This window comes from Flagellimonas sp. MMG031 (genome assembly GCF_040112705.1).
Taxonomy (GTDB): domain Bacteria; phylum Bacteroidota; class Bacteroidia; order Flavobacteriales; family Flavobacteriaceae; genus Flagellimonas.
The window spans coordinates 2,022,170-2,048,480 of sequence record NZ_CP157804.1 but is presented as its reverse complement, the minus strand read 5'-3'; the positions used below and the strand labels follow the sequence as shown (position 1 = coordinate 2,048,480).

The window sequence follows — 26,311 nt, the reverse complement described above, 5'->3', positions numbered from 1 at the left end:
CAACCCGATGACAAACTACGACCACAAGGCCATGAAAACCGAAAATAGATACCTAAATCGTAGAAATTTCATCAAAAGCACCGGTGCCGCTTTGGCCCTTTCATCAATGGGAACCTACGGTATGGATATGCTATATGCCCCAAAAAAGTGGAAGGTGGGGCTCATTGGCACGGGATGGTATGGCAAGAGCGATTTGTTCAGACTGATACAAGTCGCCAACGTGGAGGTAGTTTCTTTGTGCGATGTGGACCAAAAACAACTGGAAGAAGCGGCAACTTTGGTATCCCTCCGACAAAAATCCGGTAAAAGACCAAAACTCTACCGGGATTACAGAAAAATGTTAGCGGAAAAAAACCTGGATATTGTACTGATCGGGTCGCCCGATCATTGGCATGCCCTTCAGGCCATCGAAGCCATGGAATCTGGCGCCCATTTGTATCTCCAAAAGCCCATCAGTTTGGATGTCATGGAAGGCGAAGCCATTTTGGATACGGCCAGAAAGTTGGGCAGAAAAGTTCAGATCGGTACCCAACGCCGAAGCACCCCACACTTGATCGAGGGCAAAAAAAATATCATCGATGCCGGACTATTGGGGAAAATATCCCATGTGGAAATGTGCTGCTACTACCATATGCGCTGGAACGGCAATCCTCCGCCGCAACAAATACCTGATTATTTTGATTATGACCTGTGGTCCGGACCCGCCCCCTTACGACCCTATTTTGGGCTACCGCACAGAAAATGGCGTGCCTTTATGGAATACGGCAACGGTATTGTTGGTGATATGTGCGTTCATATGCTTGATACCGTACGTTGGATGCTTGGACTGGGGTGGCCCAAAAAAATAAGCTCCACCGGCGGCATTTATGTACAAAAGGACTCCATAGCCAATACGCCCGATACGCAGACAGCGATCTTTGAATTTGACGAACTCAATTGTGTATGGCAACATCGAAGTTGGGGAACTCCAGCTGACCCTGAATATCCGTGGGCCTTTTTTATTTATGGAGAAAAAGGCACCTTTAAAGGAAGTGTCTTCAAATATGAATTTATACCCTATGGAGATGGCAAGACCATACAACAAGATGTGGTATACGAACGGGAAAAATATCCTGAAGATCTCAAGGAAAAAGATATAGAATTACATACGGCACCTGCCACAAGAGCACATATGCTAGATCTTTTGGATGCCATAGAAAGCGATAGATTGCCTGTTGCCGATGTGGAAGAGGGACATATTTCCACGGCCAGTTGTATTTTGGCCAATCTGGCCATGGAACTGGAGCGCCCACTGGTTTATCATCCAGAGCAGCGGGTCGTTGTGGACGATGCCGAGGCCACTGCTCTTTTGAAAAGGGACTATCGGGGGCTATGGGAACATCCCTTTAAACACAAATCATGATAGATCGAACCTTGTTGGCCCAATGATACCGTTACTATTCAAGACGATGTATTACTTTTGAAACAGAATACAAACGATAACCAAACCAATAACTAAATGCCTGCCAAAGAGAGTTCCGAAAAAAACCTATACATTGTTTTCTTTCTCAATTCCATTTATCCCATCAGTCCAAGCCTCAAAGCGTATTTGATAGACAAGATCAAAAGCTGCTCCTTTCAAAAAAATGAATTGATCAGTAAGGCGGGCGAAGTATGCAATCGGTTATATCTCATCAAAAAGGGAATGGTCCGCGGCTATTTTGTGAGCGAATCCACGGAAATCACCACATGGATTGATTCGGAGAACGAAGTATTTACCTCCATTACCGGTTTTTTCCGAAACCAAGAAAGTCAGGAATACATCCAAAGTTTGGAGCACACCTATTGCGATTACCTTGAATACGAGGACTACAAATACTGCCTGAACCATTTTCCAGAAATGCGGCACATCAACCGGATTCTAATGGAAGAATACTACATTTTGGCAGAACACCGGGTTTACTTGGCACGCATACCCAATGCACGTAAACGGTTGGCCTTTTTTATGGAAAAGATCAAACCAGAGATTGTGGAGCGTATTCCAAGGAAACACTTGGCATCATACTTGGCCATGAGACCGGAAACCTTGTCGAGGCTTATGAAAGAGATAGGCTAAAAGACCCTTCCGCGAGAGCATTTGCTCCAACGATCCATTACCAATTGGAACAAAATTCTGTTACTCTTTAAGAAAATTGGGTTTTCTTACAGGAGTGCTGCAGCTGTATTTCAATAGTATACCTCTTAATATATGTAAGAAAATACGGAAAAATTGATTTTTATCAATTTGGTGATCTTTTTTTTGAAATAAGGCATATACACCCCCGTTTCTTAAAATGTAAATCAGAAATAGATTACAAATGTTGATTCTTTTTTGTAAGAAATAATAAGAAATGGATTTCAAACAAAAGTTCCCGACCATTATGATATAGCACTACTATTCCGATTGATCATTCTCGATGTTTTTTAAAAATGACGTGATGTAGCCAATGCTACAGACACGGGCGAAAAACTAGCTGCAAATCGCGGCCAGGACGATTCATGTCCACTTTCAAACAAAACTTGAACCCTAAAACTATGTACGAAAACCTAAACTCAATAAACCCATGAAAACAATCATCAACCTAAAAACTTTAATAAGCTTTTTGCTGCTAACCCTTGTGGTAATTGGAGTTTCCAAAGCCCAAACCAATGAATTGGTAGTTATGGATTCCCAATATGCCCAAAAACAAGATGTCTTGAACAGACTCCCATCCAATAACCACTTTTTGGAAATCAACGGAGAAGATAATCCCTGGAAAAGCATTCGGGAATATGTTCAGCAGAACAGTTCGATACAAACCATTCACTTGTTCGTTAATGCCACCTATAATGCCTTTGAACTTGGCGGGATAACCTATGATGGCCAACAAGTAGAACAAGAGTTCGAATTTTCTATGCTAGAGGGCCTTTATCAGGGAACCAATTTCCAACTTTTGGTTTACGACTGCAATCTCGGATCCAATCCAGAAGGTCTTGCGCTGTTAAAACAGATCAGCGAACGCTCCTATTTCAATATCGGGGTTCCCACCAACTGTAGTTCCGTTCTGGAAAGCAGCTTGGATTTTGACCATACGACGATGAACCAACCAATCAATAGTTCAATACTTAAATAGAACAACCAACCATGAAACATTTTTTACAAACCTCACTAACACTTTTCACCCTTTTTCTGCTTTGTGGCACCATTCAGGCGCAAACGGTAGATATGACAGTGCAACAGGGTCCAAATGTGGACGTAATGGTCACTGTGGGATCGGCAAATTTGGACCTTTCGACTTTTGAGGACGATTTGGAGCAGGCCATGTACGCCAAAGGTATCCCACTGGGCAAACTAAGGGTTGAAGCCTTCCAGCGGAGTTCCATTTCTTCCGATCAAGCAGATGCCAGCGACATTTTTAACAGCTGGAACAAAATGAACTTTAACGGGACGGAGCCTCCTGTCCACTCCTCCTACACGGGAGATTATTTTTCCTTCGATTCGGGAACCAATCAAATCATTGCAGATTTCGTAAACAGATACAACGGTTATGGCTATGCGATGTACGACCCGACTGGAGATGTAGCCGATGGAACCATATCGGCCACCTTCGGACTTTCCGGTTCCCCATACACCCACGCAGAAGTTGGGTTTATCTTTAGAAAGAAGGACAATCAAAACTTTTATGCATACATCATAGATAACCATACCGCCTGCGGTAACCTGATGAACTATGCCAACGGTGACGGATTCCCGGCTGAGGCCATCTTAAAAAGAGAAAACGGGGTTACCACCATTTTGGCCGTAAACACCAATAGCGGACGTTCCGGCTCGGCCCCCTACGGATGGGATGCGAATAGGGCCGATATGTTCGCCGCTTTCTACAATGGCCAAAAAATAGATTTTAAAATAGAAATGTCGGGCGACAACATCAAGATCTCCCGTAGAGGTGGTGGCGGCAACGCGGGTACCGACTGGATTCAATCTTTTGACATCACCGACACCTCATTTCCTTCAGGCAGTTACGGATTTTATGTCCATGAGCAGCAAAATGCCTATTTCAAGGATATCAATATCGAAAAATTGGAGTTAAGAGCCTTTAAGGATGTACTTCGTGAGCCACAATGGAGAAATAGTGCACTTCGCTTTAACGTCAACTTGGATGACATTGAAGTGGCCGATTTTGATAGCGACCAAGACCTTTCGGAAATCTTGATGCGTACCATTAACGAGGATATTCACTATATCGGATGGGGAACCAATGCCAACCAAGCACAGTTTGAGCGCTTTATCCAGCAGAACAACACTCAGGGTACCTTTATTAACCGGGATGCCGGAAGCTGGTCGACCTGGATGGACGATATGTCTCAATACATTTACGATCAGTACCAATTTGGAACGGTCACCGCAGGGGAATTCTTTATTGCGGGTACCTCGGTAGAAATCGATGTGGACCCCGCTCAGCTAAAATCGAACACGGCCAATGCCAGTTATCCCTCCGGAAGATGGAAAATCACCCACGATGAGACCCATTTTGCCAACAACACCGGAAAGGTATCATGGGACGGATTGTATTTGGAAGATGTGCCGGAATTCTACGAAAAACCAGGTAAATACTCCTTCACATTTGAGGATTTGCCAACAGCGCCCACTACCCTATTCTTTCACAGAAAACCAGTGGCCAGTTTTACCTATAGCGCAGATACCGGGTTCATCAACAACACCTCATACGATTTGGATGGTGGGGCCAATAACGGAATCAACCAATCCGAATGGAAATGGAAGGCAGTAGACGCAGGCTCTACCAACGATTGGACCATTGGCCAATTTGATAAAAATACAGTTCCCGATGGAGAATACTTGGTAATGCTAAGGGTTCAGGACCATCAAGGTACTTGGAGTAGCCCAACCAGTATCTACGTGGAAAAAACAGCCAGTTCAGGCGGAGCAACGGATTTACCCATTGCGCAGTTCAACATCCAACCCGATTTGATCAATACCTATACGGGCAATATGACCATTGGAATTGTGGATAACTCCGTAGACCCCTACGGAAGAACCCTATCCGTACAGGAATGGATCGTTACCCAACGTACTTATGATACCGATGGAAATCCTTCTGACACCCAAATTTATAATGCTGGTACGCCCATGACCGATTTTTCGGCCTACAACAACCTATCAGCGGATTATATTATAAGTCTACGGACACAGACCAATACAGGGGTTTGGTCGGAACCTTTTTATCGTACGCTGACCATTGTGGACGATAATACCGACCCGACCATAACGGCCAACCCCACAAGCGGAAACTTGGATACCGATACGGACATTCAATTGGTGTTCCAAGATGAAAATGGAGGTAGCGGGTTTGACGTGCAGCGATTTGCCAAAATCCAAAGTGCCTCTGCACCTGCCACCGACCACGCTTCGTGGAGTTCTTGGAGCAATAGTCAGTCCAAGACCACTTCCTTCAACACAGGGGGCACAGGCTGGTACATCCACGCCGAAGTAAAAGACAATGCAGGAAATGTGGGAACCGCAACATTTGGTCCGTACAATGTAACCCTAGTGGTTAGTGCTGATGATGATTTGGCCATTTTGGACGAGGATACCGTTTCGGACCCCATTGATGTGCTCTACAACGATGTGTACGATATGGGCGCTACCCCAACGGTGACCATCACCGCACAAGGAACCAAGGGTAACGCCGTGGTGAATGGCAGCAATCAAGTGATCTACACACCAAATGCCAATGAAAATGGCACCGATACGGTAACCTACGAGTTGGATGACCAAGGGCAGAAAGTGACAGCAAACATTACGCTTTCCATTTTACCAGAGGACGACGCGCCAGTAGCCAATGACGATAGCTTCACTTTGGATGAAAATGCCACCTTAAACGATGACGTATCCACCAACGATGTGGAAATCGACGGAGATGATTTGGTGTACCACATCATTACCAATCCTTCCCATGCAACAGCATTTACCTTTAATCCAGATGGAACCTTTACTTATGAGCACAACGGTGACGAATCGGCAACGGACAGCTTTACCTATAATTTTGAGGATGCTGTTTCCTTCTCGCAGACCGTGACCGCAACCTTGAACATCACCAATGTGAACGATGTTCCAACAGGCGCCAATAGCACAGTGGAAGTGATTCAGGATGCCGCCTACACCTTTACGGCAGCAGACTTTACTTTTACCGATGTGGACCCCAGTGATTCCTTTAATGGTATCCAAGTAATATCGTTGCCCGCCAAAGGAACCCTGGAGTACAATGGTTCAGCAGTACAGATCAACGACATGATCGATGACATCTCCCTGTTGACGTATACCACTGCGAATGGCGAATATGGAGATGGTTATAGCTCCTTCGCTTTCAAAGTAAAAGACAATGATGACGCGGTTAGTGCTTCCAGCTATACCGCAAGTATCAATGCTTCGCAGGACACGGATGGTGATGGAATCCCCGATGATCTGGATGACGACGACGATAACGACGGTACCCCAGATTCAGAGGACGCCTTCCCAAAAGATGCTTCTGAGGATACCGACACCGATGGTGACGGAACAGGGGACAATACCGATGACGATGATGATAACGACGGTACCCCAGATTCAGAGGACGCCTTCCCAAAAGATGCTTCTGAGGATACCGACACCGATGGTGACGGAACAGGCGACAATGCCGATGACGACGATGACAACGACGGTACTCCAGATTCAGAGGATGCCTTCCCGAAAGATGCTTCCGAGGATACCGATACCGATGGAGACGGAACAGGCGACAATGCCGATGACGATGATGATAACGACGGTACCCCAGATTCAGAGGATGCTTTCCCGAAAGATGCTTCAGAAGATACCGATACCGATGGAGACGGAACGGGGGATAATACCGATGATGACGATGACAACGACGGTACTCCAGATTCAGAGGATGCTTTCCCGAAGGATTCATCTGAAGATACCGACACCGATGGTGACGGAACGGGGGATAATACCGATGACGATGATGACAACGATGGTACTCCGGATACCGAAGATGCCTTCCCGAAGGATGCTTCCGAGGATACTGATACCGATGGTGACGGAACAGGTGACAACACCGATGACGACGACGATAACGACGGTACCCCAGATTCAGAGGACGCCTTCCCAAAAGATGCTTCTGAGGATACCGACACCGATGGTGACGGAACAGGCGACAATACCGATGATGACGATGACAACGATGGTACTCCGGACAGTGAAGATGCCTTCCCGAAGAATGCTTCCGAGGATACCGATACCGATGGTGACGGAACAGGGGACAATACCGATGACGATGATGATAACGACGGTACTCCGGACAGTGAAGATGCCTTCCCAAAAGATGCTTCTGAGGATACCGATACCGATGGTGACGGAACAGGTGACAATACCGATGACGACGATGACAACGACGGTACTCCCGATTCAGAGGATGCTTTCCCGAAGGATTCATCTGAAGATACCGACACCGACGGTGACGGAACAGGCGACAATGCCGATGACGATGATGATAACGACGGTACTCCAGATTCAGAGGATGCTTTCCCAAAAGATGCTTCAGAGGATACCGATACCGATGGTGACGGAACAGGCGACAACGCCGACGATGATGCGGACAATGATGGTGTGCCAGACACTGAGGACGCCTTCCCAAATGATCCCAACGAAACCTCCGATGTGGACGGCGATGGTGTTGGCGACAATGCAGATAACGACGATGATAACGATGGCGTAACCGATACGGACAACGATGGGGACGGCCTAGGGGACAATGTGGACAACGACGATGACAATGATGGAATCCCGGATAGTGAAGATGCTTTCCCAACGGATGCCAGTGAAACTGTGGATACCGATGGAGATGGTATTGGCGACAATGCCGATACGGATGATGACGGCGATGGATACTCTGATGAGGTAGAACTGATGGAAGGAACCAACCCAACCGATGCGTCCAGCAAACCCGTGGACACCGATGGCGATGGTATCCCCGATACCATGGACGAAGATGACGACAACGACGGCGTTTCCGATTTCGATGACGCATTCCCAACGGACGAAGAACCATTATTGGTACCTGCCCAAGCCTTTACGCCCAATGGCGACGGTAACAATGATGCCTGGATCATCCCGGGAATAGACAACTATCCCAACAACGTGGTCAAGGTTTACAACCGATGGGGGCACGAAGTGTTCGCCACCAAATCCTATCGTAACGATTGGGAAGGTTTTTATAAAAGTAGAAACGAAAAGCTTCCCGCAGGTTCATATCTATACATCATAGACCTGGGCGATGGCAGTGCACCATTGCAGGGCTGGATATTCATCAACTATTAATACCAACAAAAAACCATACTACAACAATGAAACTTTTAAATAACATACGATTACTGGCACTGTTCCTCGTGGTTTGTGCTACGGCAAATGCCCAACAGGACCCCAACTATACCTTTTACCGTTACAACATGAACATTTACAACCCGGCCTTCGTAGGAAGTTCAGAGGCTGCGGAATTCGCTTTGGGCATCCGTAGCCAATGGGCAGGCATCGAAGGGGCACCGGAGAGCCAGAGTGCTATTTTCGGGATGCCGGTCGGGAAAAATGTGGGACTCGGTGCCTCCATTCTAAACGACAGGACCTTTATAGAACAACAGACTTGGGTGGCCATTGATGTGTCCTATAATGTCCAGTTGGATGAAGAGCACACCCTTTATTTCGGAATCAAGGGAAGCGCGAACTCCTACGATGCCAATACCCAGGGCCTTATCACTTACGGCGTTGGTCAGGATGGCGCATTAATGGATTACGAAAGCCGATTTACCCCCAATGTGGGAGCCGGGGTCTATTTGAAACACGATAGGTATTTTGCTTCCCTTTCTGCTCCAAAGCTGTTGACCCCGGACCGTTTGCAAGAACGTGACGGAAACGCTTTCTTGGGTGTGGACCGAATGCACGCCTACTTGAGCGGTGGATACACCTTCTTGCTAGGAAAGACATTGGACCTTAAGACCATGGGCATGTTCCGCTATGTGGATGCATCTCCCATCTCTGTGGAAGTAACCGGAATCTTGGACTTTGGGGAACGCTTTGAGTTCGGGGCCAGTTATAGGCACGATGAGAGCATCAGCGGACTGTTCCTGTTCAATATCAGCAATGGGTTCAATTTGGGCTATGCCTATGAGACCTCTATCCAAAATCCGATTGATGGACTGGATAATAATACCCACGAGCTTTTTATGCGGCTGAAAATGTAAACTATATAGTTTACCAAAAGAGAAAGGCTGCCGAAAATGGCAGCCTTTTATTTGTATTGAATTTATCGTCTCAGTCAGACATTAGGGATTTGCTGAGCATGAAGACTATTTATTCAATGGAGTATTCTACCCTCACCTCACCCTCGTTAGCCTGTAATGGATCAAACAAAAAGGCAACGGGAATCATACCGTAGTACCCATTTTCAGGTCGTCTGAAAAAGAGCCCATATATTTTCTATCCAACCCTAAAAAGCGAATGGCTATGGTATCATTTACGGAACCTTGCACTTTAAACAGAGCAACACCATAGGGCTTAAGGGGCTTTTCGTAAGGAACCAAGGTATCAAAAACCGGTTGCGAAAAATCAGTGATCACGTGTGTTCTACTTCGTTTTCCACAGGAAGAAACCACTAGGGAACCCAGAACAAAAGGAAGGATTCTTTTTAGTACCATAAAAAAGGGATATACTTTTTAATCCTTTAAAGGTACCACAATACGTACACTTGTACCCTTCCCTTCTTCGGAATCGATATGCAGTGTTCCATGGATATCCTCGACCATTTCAGTTACGAGTTGAAGCCCTAGGCCATACCCTTTTTCGTAGTCGGTGCCATAATCCTCGAACCAAGCTAATTTTTTAATATTTTCCAAGCGTTCCTTTGGGATTCCCTTGCCGTTGTCGCTAACCTTGATCAATAAGGCTCTCTTTCCGTCTTTACCCGAAATATCGAGGTCCACACCGATAGTTCCTTGCGAGGGGGTAAATTTGATGGCGTTCGCGATGAGGTTCCCCACTATGGGCAGCAGCTTTCTTCTTGGAAACTTTTGATGGTCTTCTTTTTGGTTGATATCAATGTCCAGATGGATTTCCTTATTACGGGCTGAAAGTTCGTAAAGCCCATCCAGATGCTGCTTAAAACCAGATAGATTGAAATAATTCTCCTTTTGTTGAGCTTTTTGTCTTTCCAGAATATCGTCGGTCAACTCCAGTAACTTGGCAGCAGATGCTTTGATCATTTGCATATACTGCATGAATTCTTCTTCTTCCAAAGGTACATTTTCAGTGCTCGTAGCTAAACCGAGAATACCTCCAATAGGACCTCGTACATCGTGGGCCAATTGATTGCGCTGCACCGTTGCTTTATCCAATGCTTCCTGAAGTTCATCCATATTTAACTTATTCTCCAGTTTCTCCACAATCTCGTTTGCAATGAGCCGTAGCAACTTTTTCTTTTCTTCTGAAACGTTTTTCTCCTGATGGTCCATCACACATAGTGCCCCGATATTCTCCCCGGTCTTTACCTTTAACGGAATGCCCAAGTAGTAGCGGAACCCGTCATCAGCCTTTACAAAAGGCCTGTCGCTAAAACGCTCATCGCGCCCAAGGTGCGGTATTTCCATAATATGGTCGGACTGAATGGTATGCTGGCAAATGGAGTATTCCAAATCCATCTGAAATACATCCAGATTATGCCGGGATACACTCCATTGTGAGTGTTGGTCAATCAAATTGATCAGGGAAATTTCGGTGCCCGCGACATGGGCTGCCAGTTCCACCAAACCCTTGAATTCTTCGTGGAGGTTGCCATAATCAAGGTCAAACTCACTTAGCCTTTTTATACGTCTGTATTCCATTCTATTGTGCTCTACATCAGCCATCTTCATAATTCAAATTTTACTTAAAATAGTCAAATCCATGTCTTTTCCAAAAGATCATCCCTTACATCCCAGAACGTGAATTTCATTGTAATCGTATTCAAAAATGAAATATTTTTCTTACAAATATTTTTAAGGTCTGTTTTGTTCAATTTCAAGCACTTAGCTCCTTCCTAAAAAAGGTTTTCTATCCGAGCAACTTTCCTGACGCTAATTACTGTTTTTTGACAATCTATCGTCGATATATCCAAAAACAATGTTTACGATTACTACCAATACCGTAAGTATAACCAATTCCAGCCACATAGCCATTGCCGCCAGACAACCAGCTCCGGCACTGCACCAAAGGGTGGCTGCGGTGGTCAAGCCTTTTACGCGCTCTTCTTTTTCATTTTGCAGAATAACGCCTGCGCCCAAAAAGCCGATTCCGGTAACAATTTGGCTCAATACCCTAGTGACATCCGTATATTCCTCACCATAAAACCGCATGGAAATCAATACAAATACCGCTGCACCAATGGCGACCAAGGTATTTGTTTTTAAACCAGCTTCCTTGCCTTTAAATTCCCTTTCCAACCCTATCAATAACCCAGAAATGGTTGCAATGCCCACTTTTAGGGCAAAATCCATCACTTGGGACCAATCATTCGTAAATACTTCTGTCATGCCAAAACATCCTTTGAAAGCTTTTAAGATATAGCCTTAGATAAGTACAACTTAGCCCATTACGTCTTAATGTTAACGTGATTCGTTCGTAGGGACAAGTTTTGGACAAACTCCAAATAATCTGCAAAGGCAATAAAAATCTCAAATGAGGCAAATGAATTCCAGGCACTTGGCCATCTTCTTACGGAGTAAAGAAAGTCTTTACGTTTCACTAAAATATGTAATGATGCCAAATCCAAGCATACAAAACGAAGAACAATACGAAGCCCTTCGCGAGCAAGGGTACAGTAAAGAAAAATCCGCCAGAATCGCCAATACTCCCGACGCTGGAAAAAATGGAGGAAAAGCAAGTCCTTATGAGGAATGGACAAAGGAAAAACTTTATGACCAAGCCAAAGACGTAGGCATTGAGGGGCGGTCCAAAATGGATAAAGAAGAACTCATCGAGGCGTTGCGCAATAATTGAAAAATAATAAAATACTAGCCAGCCGGCTGAAACAGAACAAACGAATATCCCTTGTTCGTGTTGAAATAATTCTGTGCAATATGCATGTTTGATTCCTCGGCTATTTCTTCAATATCGCTCCAAAAGAACTTTTTGGAAATCTCCGTGTGGATGGCTTCATATAGGTCAAAGGATGCGGAAAAGCCATGGGAAAAATCGACAGTCTGCTTTTTCATACTGATGATCTGACTGGAGGCTATACCCGTCAGTGGATCATAAAACGGAAAATGATCAAAATGTCGGGTATCAAAGTTCGCACCCAGTTCCCGATTCATCCGTTCCAACAAATTAAGGTTGAACTGTTTGGTGATTCCTTGACTATCATCGTAAGCCGCAAGGATTTTTCTGGGGTCTTTTACAAGGTCGAAAGCGACCAAAAAATAGTCGTTCCTGTCCAATCCAGACTGTACAAACTTGAAAAAGTCGATTACCTCCTCCGTGGTATAATTTCCGATATTCGCTCCCAAAAACAGGACCAATCTTCCGTTGGATGTTTCGGTGAGGGATTGATAGGTTTCAAAATAGTTACCGGCGATACCGTTGTAGTCAATGGATTCAATTTCATTTCTGATCTCCGTTTGGTTGATATCCAACACATTTTCGGAGATATCCATGGCAACATATTCCAAATCGCTAAAATAGGGTCGGAATTGTTTGAGCAAATGCTTGGTTTTTGAGCCATCGCCCGCCCCTAGTTCCACAACTTGCAAAGACGAATGTTGCGCAGCAATATCTTGGGCAATCTGATGGCTTTTGTCGTCTATGATCTGCATTTCGCAACGGGGAAGATAGTATTCATCCAACTTCATGATACCTTGGTACAGTGCATCGCCCTTGGCATCATAAAAGTATCGGGACGAAATTTCCTTTGGGGATTTGCTCAGTCCTTCTTTTACGTGTTCAAAAAATTCTCCCATGCTATTTTACTTTTTTACCAATCGAATCCCTGAAAAAATCCATCTGCTGGAGGCATGAAAAAAATTACGGTACGTTTTTCTTTCGTGGCCTTGGGCCGTAGCTACCGAAGCTCCTCTCAACACCATTTGGTTGAGCATAAACTTGCCGTTGTATTCCCCTAGAGCTCCCTCGGCCTGCTTAAAGCCGGGATAAGGTAAATAGGCAGAGTGCGTCCATTCCCATAGTTGACCCCAAGCCAGTTTATCGGAGGCCACTTCCCATTCAAATTCGGTAGGCAATCGCATTCCTTTCCAATTAGCAAAGGCATAGGCTTCGTACATGGAAATATGGGATACCGGTACATCTGGATTTAGCTTTTCCAGCCCATGAAAGTGGTACTGTTGCCATTCACTGTCATGGTAATGCCAATAAAGGGGGTGTGCAATGCCATTGTTTTGGATAAAATGCCATCCTTCATCGTGCCATAGATTGAAATTGGTGTAACCGCCATCTTCCATAAACTCCAAAAATTCGCCATTGGTCACCAACTTATTACTGATTTGGAAATCTTGTAGATAGACCTTGTGCGAGGGGAGTTCGTTATCAAAACAAAATCCGCCCCCTGTATGACCGATTTCATACAAACCTTCTTGAAAAGAAATCCATTCCTGTTTTTGGCGCTCCGCTTCCCATCCAAAAACATTTCCGATGCTGGGAAATGTGGGCTGTGTTCCCAAGATATATTTGATATCATAGGCCAACAATTCTTGGTGCTGTTGTTCGTGATGTATCCCTATTTCAACCAGGTCGAGTACTTCATTACCGGGGTGGTCCTTCAAGATGTTCTCGATAGCGTTGGTAACATATTCCCGATATTCGTAAACCTTGGAGACACTAGGCCGGGTCATGAACCCACGGTCTTGCCGTTGCGTTCTTTTGCCCATATTGTTGTAATAGCTGTTGAACAAATAGGCAAAATCGGGATGGAATACCTTGTAATTATTGTCGTATTTCACCAAGACAAACTGCTCAAAAAACCATGTGGTATGGGCCAAATGCCATTTTGGTGGTGACACATTTTCCATGGGCTGTACCACATAATCTTCGGTTTGAAGCGGGCTGCATATCGTTTCGGTTTCTTTTCTGGTCTTTAAAAACTGGTCTTTTAACTTCATTAACTTTCAATCTTTACTCCCTTCCAAAAAGCATAATAGCCAGCAATCCCCTTCGCCAAGGCAGAAGGATTTGCATAATACCAAGCTGCGTCCTCGTTGGCAACTCCGTCCACCACGATTGTCTTGTAATTGGCGGTGCCTTTCCAATGGCAAGTGCTAGTGGTATCGCTGTCCTTAAAATACGTTGGATTGATGCTTTCCGGTGGAAAATAATGGTTGTTTTCGATTATGATTGTGTTGGCACTTTCGGCCACAATCTGATTGTTCCAAATAGCTTTCATATTTTTCTACAATTTAGTCAATGATTCCAACATGGTGGGAATAAGCTCGGAAACGGTAGGATGGGGTTGTACGGAGTCGCGTATCACCTCATAACTTTTATCCGCATACATCATGTTGATGAGGCCACTGATAATCTCATCCCCGCCCACACCAAGTACCGTGGCTCCCAATATTTTTTTGGTCTTTGCATCGACCACCACGCTCATATAACCTTTGGTTTCCCCTTTTTCCCTGGCACGGGCAACTTTTTTCATGGGTCGATGTCCCATGAGCACATCCATTCCCTTTTCTTGGGCCTCCTTTTTGGTGATGCCGACCCTGCCCAAAGGTGGGTCAACATAAAGTCCGTAGGTTGTGATTCTATCGGATACCTTCCTGTTTTTTCCATCAAATTTATTCTCAGCAAGAATCTCGTAGTCATTGTAAGCGGTGTGCGTAAATGCTCCTTTGCCATTGCAATCGCCCAAGGCAAAAATGCCTTTCACATTGGTTTCTAAGTAATCGTTCACCGCTATGAATCCTTTATCATCTATTTTTACACCGGTCTTTTCAAGCTGCAGGTTTGCGGTATTGGGGCGTCTACCAACGGCCAACAAAAGATGACTACCATCTATTTCCAATCGACCCTCCTTGGAGCAATTGATTTGTGCAGTAATTCCACCTTGTCCATTTTTCTTGGCGGACAGACAAGTTGCCCCGAGCCTGAAATCCACCCCCTCCTCTTCCATCATTCGTTGAATAGTTTGGCTGGTTTCCTCGTCCTCCTTTCCAATAATGGTCTTACCCCGTTCAATAATGGTGACCTTTGAACCCAATCGCGAAAACATTTGGCCAAATTCCAGACCAATATAGCTTCCACCGATAATCAAAAGGTGCTCAGGCAATTCTTCCAACTCCAATATACTCTGATTGGTGAGATACGGGATGTCCTCATAGCCATCAGGAATAAATGGGCTGCCACCAACATTGATATAAATTTCCTTGGCGGTCAAGAATGTATGGTTTACTTCCACAATCTTATCGCCTTCAAAACGTGCCTCTCCCTTAAAAAAACTGATATTTTCATGATTCTCCACCCCTTTGGCAATGCCATTCACCGAATTTTGAACCAATTTGTCCTTTCGAGCTTTTATGGCGCGTAGGTTTGCTTTGGATCCCGGTGGAATTTCAATCCCAAGGTCCCCTCCATGCTGTGCCTCCCACATACGTCGGGCACTGGCCACGTAGGCTTTGGTGGGTGTACAGCCATTATTGACACAGGTGCCTCCGAAATGTTCTTTTTCGATAAACGCCACTTTTTGACCTTCCGATGCCAATTTAAAAACCAATGGGGTCCCTGCTTGCCCAGAACCAATGATGATTGCATCAAAAGTGGTAATCTGTTTACGGTCCATAATTCGTTCTTTTATTGCTTCCTTCAACTGTTTCCTTTTGTTCAGGGAAGATTACATGCTGTTCTATGGATATTGGTCGTTGTTTATTGGTCAAATTATCTTCGAGTGTGGTTTTTTCTTTGTGCTATGGTACAACTGGTGGATATTATACTTTGTTTCTAAGCCAGCGACTATGGTTTTTTGTAGAGTATGATTGCAATCAGTATAAATCCTAAACCCGTTAGGCCTGGTGGAAGAATACGGGCATTTACGGAGATGAAAATCATCGCAATGGCTATAAGAAGCAAAATGACAAGAAGTAGCTTTTTCATATTTCACATTTAATGTATGGCTGCAATCGCGTATGGGAAAGATCAAGTGTTGTTTCTGATCAATACTAGTGTTGGAAAAAAACAAGGATCCTATAAATTGATTACGCATTCATTTACAAGTTACAGGTTTAAAATTTAATCCTCGATGGTGTGGTTGAATATCTTGATAAAAGCAAAAAAGCCCCTGTTTTTACAGAGGCTATAAGAAAGCGATTTCGACAGGTTTTGAACGTTATTGCTTCTGCCCAAAAGGGCTCAAACAATTCTTGTTTACCTAATCATTTTAATACTTTTGGCCTTCATAATCTATGTTCAATAACCTTCTTTGGGATTCAAGATCAATTTGAAACTACCATTAGCTTACCTTCCGATAGGCTAAACGAATATGTTCCTGAATCCAGCTCATATTTTAAAACAGATACGCCATTTCTAATGGTTTCGCCCCTATAATTTGCACCTTCAATAGATGGGTATTCATCATTATCCAAGACCATGGGCAAATATAAGGTGGCCGTAGTATTGGCCGGGACGGTTGCATTGTATGTGATCATTTGGTCATCATTGTTCATCTGCCAATGACTTTTGATGGTACCATAATTGGATTCGTAGCTCCCTTCCAACGATTTGAAATTCCCAAAAGCTTGGGGCTGTAAAACAAACTGTTTGTAACCTGCCTGACCTTGCTCATGGTCTGTTGTGATGCCCAATTGGTATTCATACATCCATTGTCCAACCGCACCTAGGGCAAAATGATTAAAGGAATTCATGCGGTTATCATTATTCTTTTTAAATGCGGCCTTATATCCGTTCCAACGTTCCCAAATGGAGGTTGCTCCTTTGGTTACCGGATACAGCCATGAGGTGTAATCGGTACTTGAAAACAAACGGTAGGCCTCTTCAATTTTTCCTCCCTTGCTTAGGGACGGAAGTATGTTTGGCGTACCAGAGAATCCAGTGGTTATGGTGTAGGGTAAAAAGTCCTCCGTAACCTGCTCCGAGTTAATCCCAAAACCTCCCAATGGTCCCGTTCTTTCCGGATAAACCACCCTACTCCCATCTGCCGTGGTATTGCTATTGGAAGGTTTTTGAACCAATTCTGCCAAATGTGATTCAGCCTTAGCTTGATTTGCATCGTTAAACACATTAAAGTTCAACGGTGTGGCATAAGAGCTTTGGGAGTGCACAATAAGTCCTTCCAAGTTGCGTGTCCTTCCAGATTCTGGGTCTACAAATAGCCTGTTCCATTCTTCTTTGGCCATTGCATGACGATTACGCAACACTTTGGCATATTCCGTTTCTCCAATGGCATCAGCCATAATGGCCGTAACTTCCATCATGTAAATGTATATGGCATTGTTCACCAATTCGGCGGGGGTATTGTTATCCATGGCCAACCAATCGGCAAGTCCATCCGTCTTCGAAGACAAGTGCGGATACTCCTCACTAAAATCATAGTAGTCCATCCCCTCCAACCATAAACGCATGGTTTCCATGTTTTCCTCTATAATTTGGGTGTCCCCATATTGAACGTACAACTGCCATGGCACCATACATACTGCAGCTGCCCAAGTGGTCCCATTGGCGAAAGTGGTATCATCCTTCATATTGTAGGTAGGAACGGTACTGCCGATTCCCCCTGGAGCTTCCGTTTCACTACCTACCCCTTGGTCATCGCGAAGAGCCACCATCCATTGCCTGAAAAAGTTATAGGTATCGGAGTTATAGGTTCCTGTTCTCGTATAGGCTTGGGCATCTCCCGTCCAACCCATACGCTCGTTCCGTTGTGGACAATCCGTGGGCAAGGTGAAAAAATTACCCAATTGACTCCGCTGAATGTTTTTGAAGAGTTGATTGGCCAAATCTCCAGTGGTTCCATCAAAGGTAACCGCAGTGTAAGTTCCAGTTGGTAGGTTATCTGAAGACAAGGACAGTCCTGTCACATTTTCCAAAGGAAGAGGTCCAGAATGCTGGGGAATGGTAACCTGTACATACTGATATCCTCTAAAAGTAGTCCTTGGTTGAATTATCGTTTCAGCAGCATCTTTAGCAATATAAAAATCTGTGGCCATGGCAGCACGATAGTTCTCCGTCAAAATACGTCCCGCTATGCCTTTTCCACCATTATAGCCATACATCGCTACATATTCCTGATCATCGCCTTCAAAACCAGGATACAACTGTTCGGCATAACGTAATATTACCGTATCCCCTTTTTTAAGCCAGCCTTCTGGAATGGTGATGTGGGGTACGCCGACCATGTTCACACCCATATTGTAGGTGTAAGTGCTGCCATCTTCGCTATGAGTTTCCATAACCTCCTGGGCCTTTATCCGTTCAACGACCCGAACGGGGCGGTCATGGCGGGAAACAATGTCAAAATCAATCCAGTCTCTTGGCTTAACAACCTCAGCAGCTTTCCATTGGGAATCGTCATAAGACGTGGTGGACCATCCATTAACATCTCCATCCACAGAGATCAATGTTTCCTTTTGCGCATTGTAACGCTCTCCTTGGAAAAAACTACCGTACTCAATAGGACCATCTTGAAACAGTTTCCATGAGGTAGGGTCGGTCACCACATTTTGGCTACTTCCATCAGCGTAGGTAATCACTAGTCGAGCCAAAAGGGCTTCCGTATCCCCGAAAAAGTTATAATTGCCAGGGGTGTAGGTCATGTAGCCCGTGTACCAGCCAGGAAAAATGATGGCACCCATGGTATTTTCACCGGATTTGATGCTGGAAGTAACATCATAGGCGTAGTATCCCAATGTCTCCCGAAACTGAGTGGCGCCAGGTGCAAACCAATCTTCCCCAATTCGCTCCCCATTGATATACATTTCATTGGAACCCATGGAGGTGGCGTACAATTTCGCTTTAACCACTTCGGAACCTTCTTTGGTCACAAAATTTGTTCGTAGCATGCTCACGGACCCGTGACTAGGGTCTGCATATTGAAGCCGAGTTTCATCGGATATGTTAGACACCACTATCCTATCACCTTCCTGTACCTCAACTCCCTCAAATTCTTTAAAAATACCATAGCCCGGACCGGTTTTGGCTCCAAATACTTCATTATTGTTAGGGTCGCTGTGTCCTGAATTCAACAGTTTATAATTTCTATAAACCACTTTGCTTCCAGGTTCCGCTGCAAATCCTATTGAATTGATATGGGGATAGGTCAAGAAATTACCTCCGCCCCCACCAGTTACCGTAAAACCTGTATTTCTAAATTGAGGGGGGATGGGGTTATCGGGGTCATCCAATTCCAAAAGCAATTTTTCTCCATCAATATACAGAGTGATCGTGCTGGCATTGACCGCTATTTTTAGTTGATGGGAATCCAATTTATTCGAAGCGGTAATCAATTTGTTGATATTGGTATTGGGGTAATTCGCCTTGGAAATAACCATGTAGGGGGTCGTTGCAGAATCCTCTTTGGTAAATCCTACACGATAGATGTTCAACTTGGCACCCTGCTCACCTCCAACCCCAGCAATATCCAATTGTAACCTCAAGTAGTTTTCCCCCTCGGCATTGTTGATGTTCTGAAACCTGTCATTCAACCTAAAATCATTGGCCCCTAGGATTAATGAGGCAGTGTTTCCTTCCAAAATTTGGAATTCCGTTTCCAAATCAAACAACAAGGCGGACGCCGCATCAAGTGTTAGATTATTGGTGCCGATAAACTGCGCTCCTTGCCAAGCTGCTCTATCCGGATTCATGATACCCGTTTCAAAGTGGCCTTCTTTTTTATATTGCCGATTTTCGACATCCCAAACTGTCAACTCCCATGTATAGGCAGTTTCAGCTTTTAAGTCATCGCCTTGATAAGAAATATTATTGGAAATTCCACTCAGGACTTTGCCACTGTCCCAAACCACATAACCGTCTTGGTCCTTGCGCACCATAATTTGATAGGCCACCTGTTTTTGTCCCACCTTGTCCGATACCATTTTCCACCCAAACAGTGGGTTGGTATCTTCAACGGCCATGGGATGCTCCATGTAAGCGACTCTAAGGGTATCGATTTTGGTATCTGGGTTGGTACAAGAATTCAGCAACACCACTCCAAAAAGCGACAGAAAGCAAGTTTTAATCCAAGCGGTTTTCATTTGTAGTTTTTTATGGTCAGTCAATCTTCTGGATGAAGAAACCCTAGTTTTTCAATATCAATTACTTGGCATACTTGCCACTAATTCAAACAATTCTTTGTCCAATTGGGGCTTTACTTCGCAGGTATTGTCCAAATGCATCGTGGCGGTATTCACCGTATTGTATTTGGGCCATGTGGGCAACCCGGCATGATTTGGATCTCCAGTTTTTGCAAAATTGATCCAAGCACTGCTCATTTTATCTGCCAATAGTTGTGCCTTTTCACCTCCACCGGTCATATGATTCGCCCGTTCGATATTATCAAACACAAAAGGCAGCTCCATACAGTGAAGTGATTTGTATTTACCATCAAAAACAGGTGATTGCCAAGTAAACAGGTACATATATACAGGTGCACCGCCTTCTAAATTCGATTTCTGATTGGCTTGGCACACAGCCCCTGGTCGGAACCTCGTATCTATTGATAGTAGGTCTTCAGGTTTGGTATCGTTGGGATAGGCCTTTTTCACTGCTGCAACATAATCGTCCGCTTTATCCTTGTAGACTTGTTCAATATGGTCCATCACTTCTTTTTCTGATGCATTAAAAAACCGCATGTTGGCAAATGGCGCGAACTCGTTTTTGGTAGTGCCGATCAATAAGGGTACCTCCTTGGAAAGTTCAAGCGCCTCAGCGGACATTAAATCATAAGGTAAAGCAGATCCATCCCTACTGGGACCCCAATTGAGATTAACTCCAGATGATGTGTTTCCTTTCTCCTTCAATTTATCCGAAACGATTTTCAATGCCTTTGCCCCTGCCGCACTAAGATCTTTGAATGGGATGTTTTGGAGACTGTCCACCTGCTCTGGTGAGATGGAGAGTTGGTTCAATACCTCCGCGGCAATGGACTGGGTAACTTCCTTTGTGGTCAAATTGCCCCTAAAGGCACCGCTTTGGTTGATGGCCTTATGAAATAGACCCTTGGCCCGTGGCATCGCCATTAAGGTATTTACCTTGGCTCCACCACCCGATTGTCCAAAAATGGTCACATTATCGGGGTCGCCACCAAAATTGGAAATATTGGTCTTCACCCATTGCAATGCAGCGACAATATCCAAAATACTGTTGTTGGCTGATTCCCGATATTCTTCTCCATACTCTGATAGATCTAAAAAACCAAGGATATTCAGCCTATGGTTGATGGAAACGACTACCACATCACCCTTTTTGCTTAGGTTTTCACCATGATAAGAAGGTAATTCTTGACTTGAACCAGCCGTAAAACCACCTCCATGAATCCAAAAAAGGACGGGTCTTTTCTTATCATCTTCGATACTTGGTGTCCAAATATTGATTCGAAGACAATCCTCGTTGGTGTAGCCCCAGTCATGATCAAATACAAACTCAGATTCATCCTGAACCTGAGTGGTCGGTGTCAATAAGGGTGCTACAGGGCCATACATGGTGGAACTGCGCACTCCTTCCCAGGGCTCCACCTTTGTTGCCGGTTTAAACCGTTCCGCTATGGCATACGGAATACCCTTATAGGTAACTATACCATTATGGATGTAACCTCTCACCTTTCCTGATTCGGTATTGGTCACGGCAATATTTTCCCCTGTGATAACTTCGGATTGTGCTTGTACATGGAACATTGTCCCACATAAAAACAGTACTAAAAAGAATAGTTTATTTTTCATCGCTTTGTATTGGTTACAGATTGATTGGGCCCATCATTCAATCTTAAAGATTGATAACATTATTGCCTGAGCTAAGGGCTTTACGCTCTCCATTCCAAACAAATTCCCCATCAACTCCTTGAGGCAATACGATGGTAGCCTTCAATTTTTTTCCGGACTTTTCATAGTTCACCGATATCATCCCTGCTGGGTGTGGCATCTCTCCACCAATTTTTTTGATATCGCCCAAGTGGGGTTCAATTTTGATAGATTTGAAATTGGGTGCGGCACTTTCGATACCTAGTAGAATCCTAAAGAACTCAATATTGGGACTGGATCCCCAAGCATGACAGTCAGAACGGGTGGTTTCTACTTGTGATGTTTCGCCCCATGTGGTCAAACCAAGCTCCATATTTTTTCTCCAAACATCCAACCAGTCCAAATATTGGTCTCCATAGCCCGCTTCATTCAGGGCCAAATGCAAATAATAGCTGAAATAAATGGATGCGGGTGCCAACGACTTGTCCTCCAACAGTGACTTGCCGATAGCTTTCTTGGTGTCATTATCCACAATGTTGGCCAAAATCGCCAATGAATTGGCATGCTGGGAATATTTGTCCTTGGCTGGGGTATCAGCGAACAATTGTTTGGATTGGTCCCAATACTTTCGTTTGATGGTTTCCGTAAGCTGATCTGCCATAGTGGTGTATAGCGTGACAAATTCTGGTTTACCCAATTCCTTTTCTAGCGCTATCCCCGATTGCAAAGCATGCAACATTTGCAGATCTAGGGCTGCGGAAGAGCCATCCTCGGCCATTGGAGCCATTCCAAAGTTCCATTCGGGCACCCAATCCGTGTAATTCCAACCCGGAACATTTTTTAAGGAGCCATCTTCGTCCAAATAGGTGATAAAATAGTTCAATACTTGACGGGACCCCATTAACTTTTCCGCAATAAAGTCGGCATCGCTACCATACATCATATAATCATAAAGCATGCTTACATACCAAAGCGAATAGGTTGGGATCACTTGATCTTGCCTATCTGGATATCTGCTCAACGTATGCCCGTTGGGCTGTCTTGAATAATCAATCAAATTGATGGCATTTTTGATCAAGCGGTCATCACCACTGTTGTAAAAGGACACAAAATGTTGTATTCGGGTATCCCCTACGTATTGCAATCGTTCGTAATAAGGGCAATCCATGTAGGTATCCACCGCACAAAGGCGAGCTGTTCTCCAACCGATTTCCATCATCTCGGAAAGTTCTTCGCTATCGGAGAGCAAATTAGCCTTCATTTGGAAGGGGTACCCTGTAAAAGTTCCGTAGATATCATTAATAACCAGCGGTTCATTTTTGGTCTTCACATCCAGTTCCACATAGCGGTAGGTCCTATAGGTCAAAGAGGTGTATTCTTGATTATCCATTCCGTTGGAAATGATACTGTCCCTTCTTCCGGTCATGGTCTTCCCTTCGATAATATCCCGGTTGCCCTTGGCGCCTTCACTATCATACAGCCCTTCCGCATACTGCAGGGTTATTACGCTATTTTTACCACCACTGAACAATAAGGTCAAATAAGCATTGGTCAGGTGTTCCTGATCCAATAAAAATTTAGCACTGGAGTTGGCGGCCACCTTTATTGAGGCTGGTTTTTGAGGAAAGCTGGATGGTATTTTTACGCCTTCCGATTTACGTATCTTGGCCAAGCGTTCCTTGGTCAATTCCATTTCGGGCAATATGGATGGTACCAAATTCCATCCTTCTTGCTGTCTGAATCCAAAACCTTGTTGCACCGCTTCAAAAACGGTATCGGCAGCTTCCCACGAACTATCATCAAAATCTTGCTGCTTCCAACCCGTTACTGCTTTGTTCATATCGATAAAATCACCGGCACCTGCTGCATAATACCCCCTAATGTGCTGTTCCAAGGGAGTATAGCTCTTATCCTCTATCACTTTCCAGCTTTTATCGGTATCCACAACCTTGGCCAATTCGTTTTGCCCTTGTAGGATTAGGGCCGTTTTAAAGGAAAACTGAGCCACGGCACGCAAATCGGCTTCGTTCCAAACCTTTACGGCCAAGGTATTTTTTCCTTGCTGTAAATGCTTAGCGATATCCATGGATTGGTAATTCCAATGCTTAATGTCGCCCCAGTTGGGACCTACGGAAACAAGCGTACCGTTTACAAAAAGCTTGTATCGGTTATCCGCGGAAATGCGGATAGGGAATTCAGCAGGTGTGCTGTCCAGGGTAAAGGATTTGCGGAACAGGTACATTCCGGCCTCCTCAGCATCGACTCCGCCCAAGGTAATCCATGTTGCGGTCCATTCTGGTTCGGTGTTCTGTCTACGCTGGCCGGTAACGGCCAAAGTCGAAAATAAAATCAGTAGTGCTAGTAAATTTTTCATGTTGTCGGTGTAATACTTTTGATAATATTGATCTTGAATTTATTGTTCTTTAGGTAATCTCCCTATTTGCTTCCACATGGCAAGCTCTTCCGAAAATCTATCCTCGATAACCTCACATGAGGCATCGATCCGCATAGTGGGCTTGGTTTTCATATTATACTCGGGCCATTGGGGCAGATTCTCGGCGGTAGGTTTTCCCTTTTTGGCAAAACCAGTCCAATACGCAGCCATATTGTGGGATGCGGTAAAGCGCTCGGGACGTCCACCTCCAAAAAAACTGGGTCGGTCTTCTTCCCCATCCTTGGGCGGCTGTTCGTTGTTGAATTTGAAGGAAATATCCATGGCATGTGGCGTTCCCATGGGATAATCTGTTCCGGGAATCAACTTTTCAGATTTATACCCAAAATTGTATAGGTATACCGGGGCTCCTCCCTGCTGAGCTTTTCGCTGCGCAATCTCTATGGAGCCCAGCCCCATCATCACAATGGACGAAACTGCTACAAAAATGTCGGCCGGTGAAGCCTTTGGCCGTGCTTTTCTGTATACCTCGATTATGTTGGGGGTATCTTCCCCAAATTGAGGCATCAATCTCGTTTTTAATCCTTCGAAATCCAAAGTGGCAAATTCGGTATCCTTCCGTTCCCAGGCAAAAAAGGTGTATTCGTCTTCGTTCCACCCGACCATTAATGGTTTATCCTTGGAAATGATCGGAGCGGTTGGGTCAAAAGGATGATGAGGTAGTACTGTACCGTCCACCACCGGTCCAAAACCGCCTATGGTCGGTTCGGTCAGTCCCCCTGTATTTTTCTTTTCTTGAAAAGGAGGTACAAATGGAATTCTTGCTTGTACTTTTAATATTTCATCAGTCGGCACCTCCAAAAGTTTCTCCCAATTATTTTGGGTCAACCCAAACTCCCTGAGCACCAATTCAGTGTTCTGTGCTGCCATGTCTTTGGTGAGCATGCGGACTCCTGGTCCACTTTCTATTGATGCTTTGTTAAAGTAAGGTGCCGCCTCTGGCATGGCATAGAGGCAGGAGGTTTTTGCCCCACCTCCGGATTCCCCAAAGATCATCACATTATTGGGGTCACCTCCGAACATATCAATATTTTCGCTTACCCACCTCAATCCTTCAGTGATATCCAAAAGTCCCATATTGCCAGATCCCGCATAGTCAAGTCCTGCTATTTCGTCCAGATACAAAAATCCGAGCATTCCCAAACGGTGGTTGGTCTGTACCACGACTACATCAAAATTACGGGCTAAATTGGCTCCGTCCTGTGCTTGCGAACCTCCAGAACCAATAACAAATCCACCGCCGTGGCTGTAGAACATCACAGGGCGCTTCTTACCATCGTTGGCCGGTGTCCACACGTTTAGAAACAAGCAGTCCTCTGCAGGTGTTGGCTCGTTGCGCCGCGGCGCCTGAATGGCGGGAGCACCCAGTTCGTAAGTGTCCCGTACGCCCGTCCAAGGCTCTAATGGAGCAGGTCTTTTGAACCTTCGGTCACCCGAAACTTTACCTGCGTAGGGTATACCTTTAAAAATGTTCACTCCAGTGGAGCGCATCCCCTTTATCTTGCCTTTTGAGGTTTCAACTTCCACCCATTCTTCAGGGATGTCCCATGCATTATATCCGAAAGGCAGTATTGTACCAGGAAGGAACAGTAATCCTGATGCGGTTCCAACCGTTTTTATAAAATCTCTTCGTGTTTTCATCTTTTCACTTATTCTACTGCCTGTGAGGTGTTTCACTAAACCTCTAAAATTATCCTATTCCAGCTGCATCCGTCAATTTACACCAAACCCTTTCCCCATGCAAGAGCTGAGCTTGTTTGAAAACATCAATGATTTTCCAAACTTTCAACCATTGCTTTCTTTTCAACTTCCCCTTCTTTTTTCTTAGCATGAAATATTCTTAACCAAAGGCGGAAACAAAAAAACTAA

General features: G+C 44.7%; 17 protein-coding genes. 6 read left to right on the top strand and 11 right to left on the bottom strand.

Going from position 1 to position 26,311, the window contains the following annotated elements:
* Positions 1-7 precede the first annotated feature (7 nt).
* The 5 genes from ABNE31_RS09155 to ABNE31_RS09135 all read left to right on the top strand — a co-directional run bounded on the left by ABNE31_RS09155 (position 8) and on the right by ABNE31_RS09135 (position 9,291).
* On the top strand, positions 8-1,402 hold the full coding sequence (locus tag ABNE31_RS09155) for a Gfo/Idh/MocA family oxidoreductase (protein ID WP_349350987.1): 1,395 nt from the start codon (positions 8-10) through the stop codon (positions 1,400-1,402).
* 96 nt (positions 1,403-1,498) lie between these two features.
* The gene (locus ABNE31_RS09150) at positions 1,499-2,095 is read left to right on the top strand and encodes a Crp/Fnr family transcriptional regulator (protein ID WP_349350986.1); all 597 of its coding nucleotides are present in this window, start codon (positions 1,499-1,501) and stop codon (positions 2,093-2,095) included.
* Positions 2,096-2,582: 487 nt separating this feature from the next.
* On the top strand, positions 2,583-3,131 hold the full coding sequence (locus ABNE31_RS09145; protein ID WP_349350985.1) for a DUF4347 domain-containing protein: 549 nt from the start codon (positions 2,583-2,585) through the stop codon (positions 3,129-3,131).
* Between the two features lie 11 nt (positions 3,132-3,142).
* Positions 3,143-8,374, top strand: coding sequence for a gliding motility-associated C-terminal domain-containing protein (locus ABNE31_RS09140; RefSeq protein WP_349350984.1), 5,232 nt, complete (start codon positions 3,143-3,145; stop codon positions 8,372-8,374).
* Between the two features lie 26 nt (positions 8,375-8,400).
* Positions 8,401-9,291: a type IX secretion system membrane protein PorP/SprF gene (locus tag ABNE31_RS09135; protein ID WP_179384749.1), complete on the top strand. Its 891-nt coding sequence runs from the start codon at positions 8,401-8,403 to the stop codon at positions 9,289-9,291.
* A 183-nt stretch (positions 9,292-9,474) separates the two neighbouring features.
* On the opposite strand, the gene ABNE31_RS09130 is transcribed toward ABNE31_RS09135, so the two are convergent.
* From ABNE31_RS09130 to ABNE31_RS09120, 3 genes are all read right to left on the bottom strand, one after another.
* Positions 9,475-9,744 (bottom strand): hypothetical protein, encoded by a 270-nt coding sequence (locus tag ABNE31_RS09130; RefSeq protein ID WP_349350983.1) that lies wholly within the window; start codon positions 9,742-9,744, stop codon positions 9,475-9,477.
* 18 nt (positions 9,745-9,762) lie between these two features.
* Positions 9,763-10,956 (bottom strand): GAF domain-containing sensor histidine kinase, encoded by a 1,194-nt coding sequence (locus tag ABNE31_RS09125; RefSeq protein ID WP_349350982.1) that lies wholly within the window; start codon positions 10,954-10,956, stop codon positions 9,763-9,765.
* A gap of 201 nt (positions 10,957-11,157) precedes the next feature.
* Positions 11,158-11,613, bottom strand: a complete 456-nt coding sequence (locus ABNE31_RS09120) for an MgtC/SapB family protein (RefSeq protein ID WP_349350981.1) — start codon at positions 11,611-11,613, stop codon at positions 11,158-11,160.
* A gap of 226 nt (positions 11,614-11,839) precedes the next feature.
* Between ABNE31_RS09120 and ABNE31_RS09115 the strand changes: the two genes are divergently transcribed.
* Entirely contained in the window at positions 11,840-12,079 is a 240-nt protein-coding gene (locus tag ABNE31_RS09115) for a Rho termination factor N-terminal domain-containing protein (RefSeq protein ID WP_349353041.1), read from the top strand.
* Positions 12,080-12,093: 14 nt separating this feature from the next.
* Here ABNE31_RS09115 and ABNE31_RS09110 read toward each other — a convergent pair whose 3' ends face one another.
* The 8 genes from ABNE31_RS09110 to ABNE31_RS09075 form a co-directional block, all read right to left on the bottom strand.
* Complete coding sequence (locus tag ABNE31_RS09110; protein WP_349350980.1) at positions 12,094-13,035, bottom strand: L-histidine N(alpha)-methyltransferase; 942 nt, start codon at positions 13,033-13,035, stop codon at positions 12,094-12,096.
* 6 nt (positions 13,036-13,041) lie between these two features.
* On the bottom strand, positions 13,042-14,190 hold the full coding sequence (gene egtB, locus ABNE31_RS09105) for an ergothioneine biosynthesis protein EgtB (protein WP_349350979.1): 1,149 nt from the start codon (positions 14,188-14,190) through the stop codon (positions 13,042-13,044).
* Positions 14,190-14,471 carry a DUF427 domain-containing protein gene (locus ABNE31_RS09100; RefSeq protein ID WP_179384743.1) on the bottom strand — a complete coding sequence of 94 codons (282 nt, stop codon included), beginning with the start codon at positions 14,469-14,471 and terminating at the stop codon, positions 14,190-14,192. Before ABNE31_RS09100 ends, egtB begins: the two co-directional genes overlap by 1 nt.
* A 6-nt stretch (positions 14,472-14,477) precedes the next feature.
* The gene (locus ABNE31_RS09095; RefSeq protein WP_349350978.1) at positions 14,478-15,866 is read right to left on the bottom strand and encodes an FAD-containing oxidoreductase; all 1,389 of its coding nucleotides are present in this window, start codon (positions 15,864-15,866) and stop codon (positions 14,478-14,480) included.
* 649 nt (positions 15,867-16,515) lie between these two features.
* Entirely contained in the window at positions 16,516-20,289 is a 3,774-nt protein-coding gene (locus tag ABNE31_RS09090; protein ID WP_349350977.1) for a family 78 glycoside hydrolase catalytic domain, read from the bottom strand.
* 57 nt (positions 20,290-20,346) lie between these two features.
* On the bottom strand, positions 20,347-21,972 hold the full coding sequence (locus ABNE31_RS09085; RefSeq protein WP_349350976.1) for a carboxylesterase family protein: 1,626 nt from the start codon (positions 21,970-21,972) through the stop codon (positions 20,347-20,349).
* Between the two features lie 43 nt (positions 21,973-22,015).
* Positions 22,016-24,364: an alpha-L-rhamnosidase N-terminal domain-containing protein gene (locus ABNE31_RS09080; protein WP_349350975.1), complete on the bottom strand. Its 2,349-nt coding sequence runs from the start codon at positions 24,362-24,364 to the stop codon at positions 22,016-22,018.
* A 39-nt stretch (positions 24,365-24,403) separates the two neighbouring features.
* A complete protein-coding gene (locus ABNE31_RS09075; RefSeq protein ID WP_349350974.1) occupies positions 24,404-26,083 on the bottom strand; it encodes a carboxylesterase family protein in 1,680 nt (559 codons plus the stop codon).
* Positions 26,084-26,311: the final 228 nt, after the last annotated feature.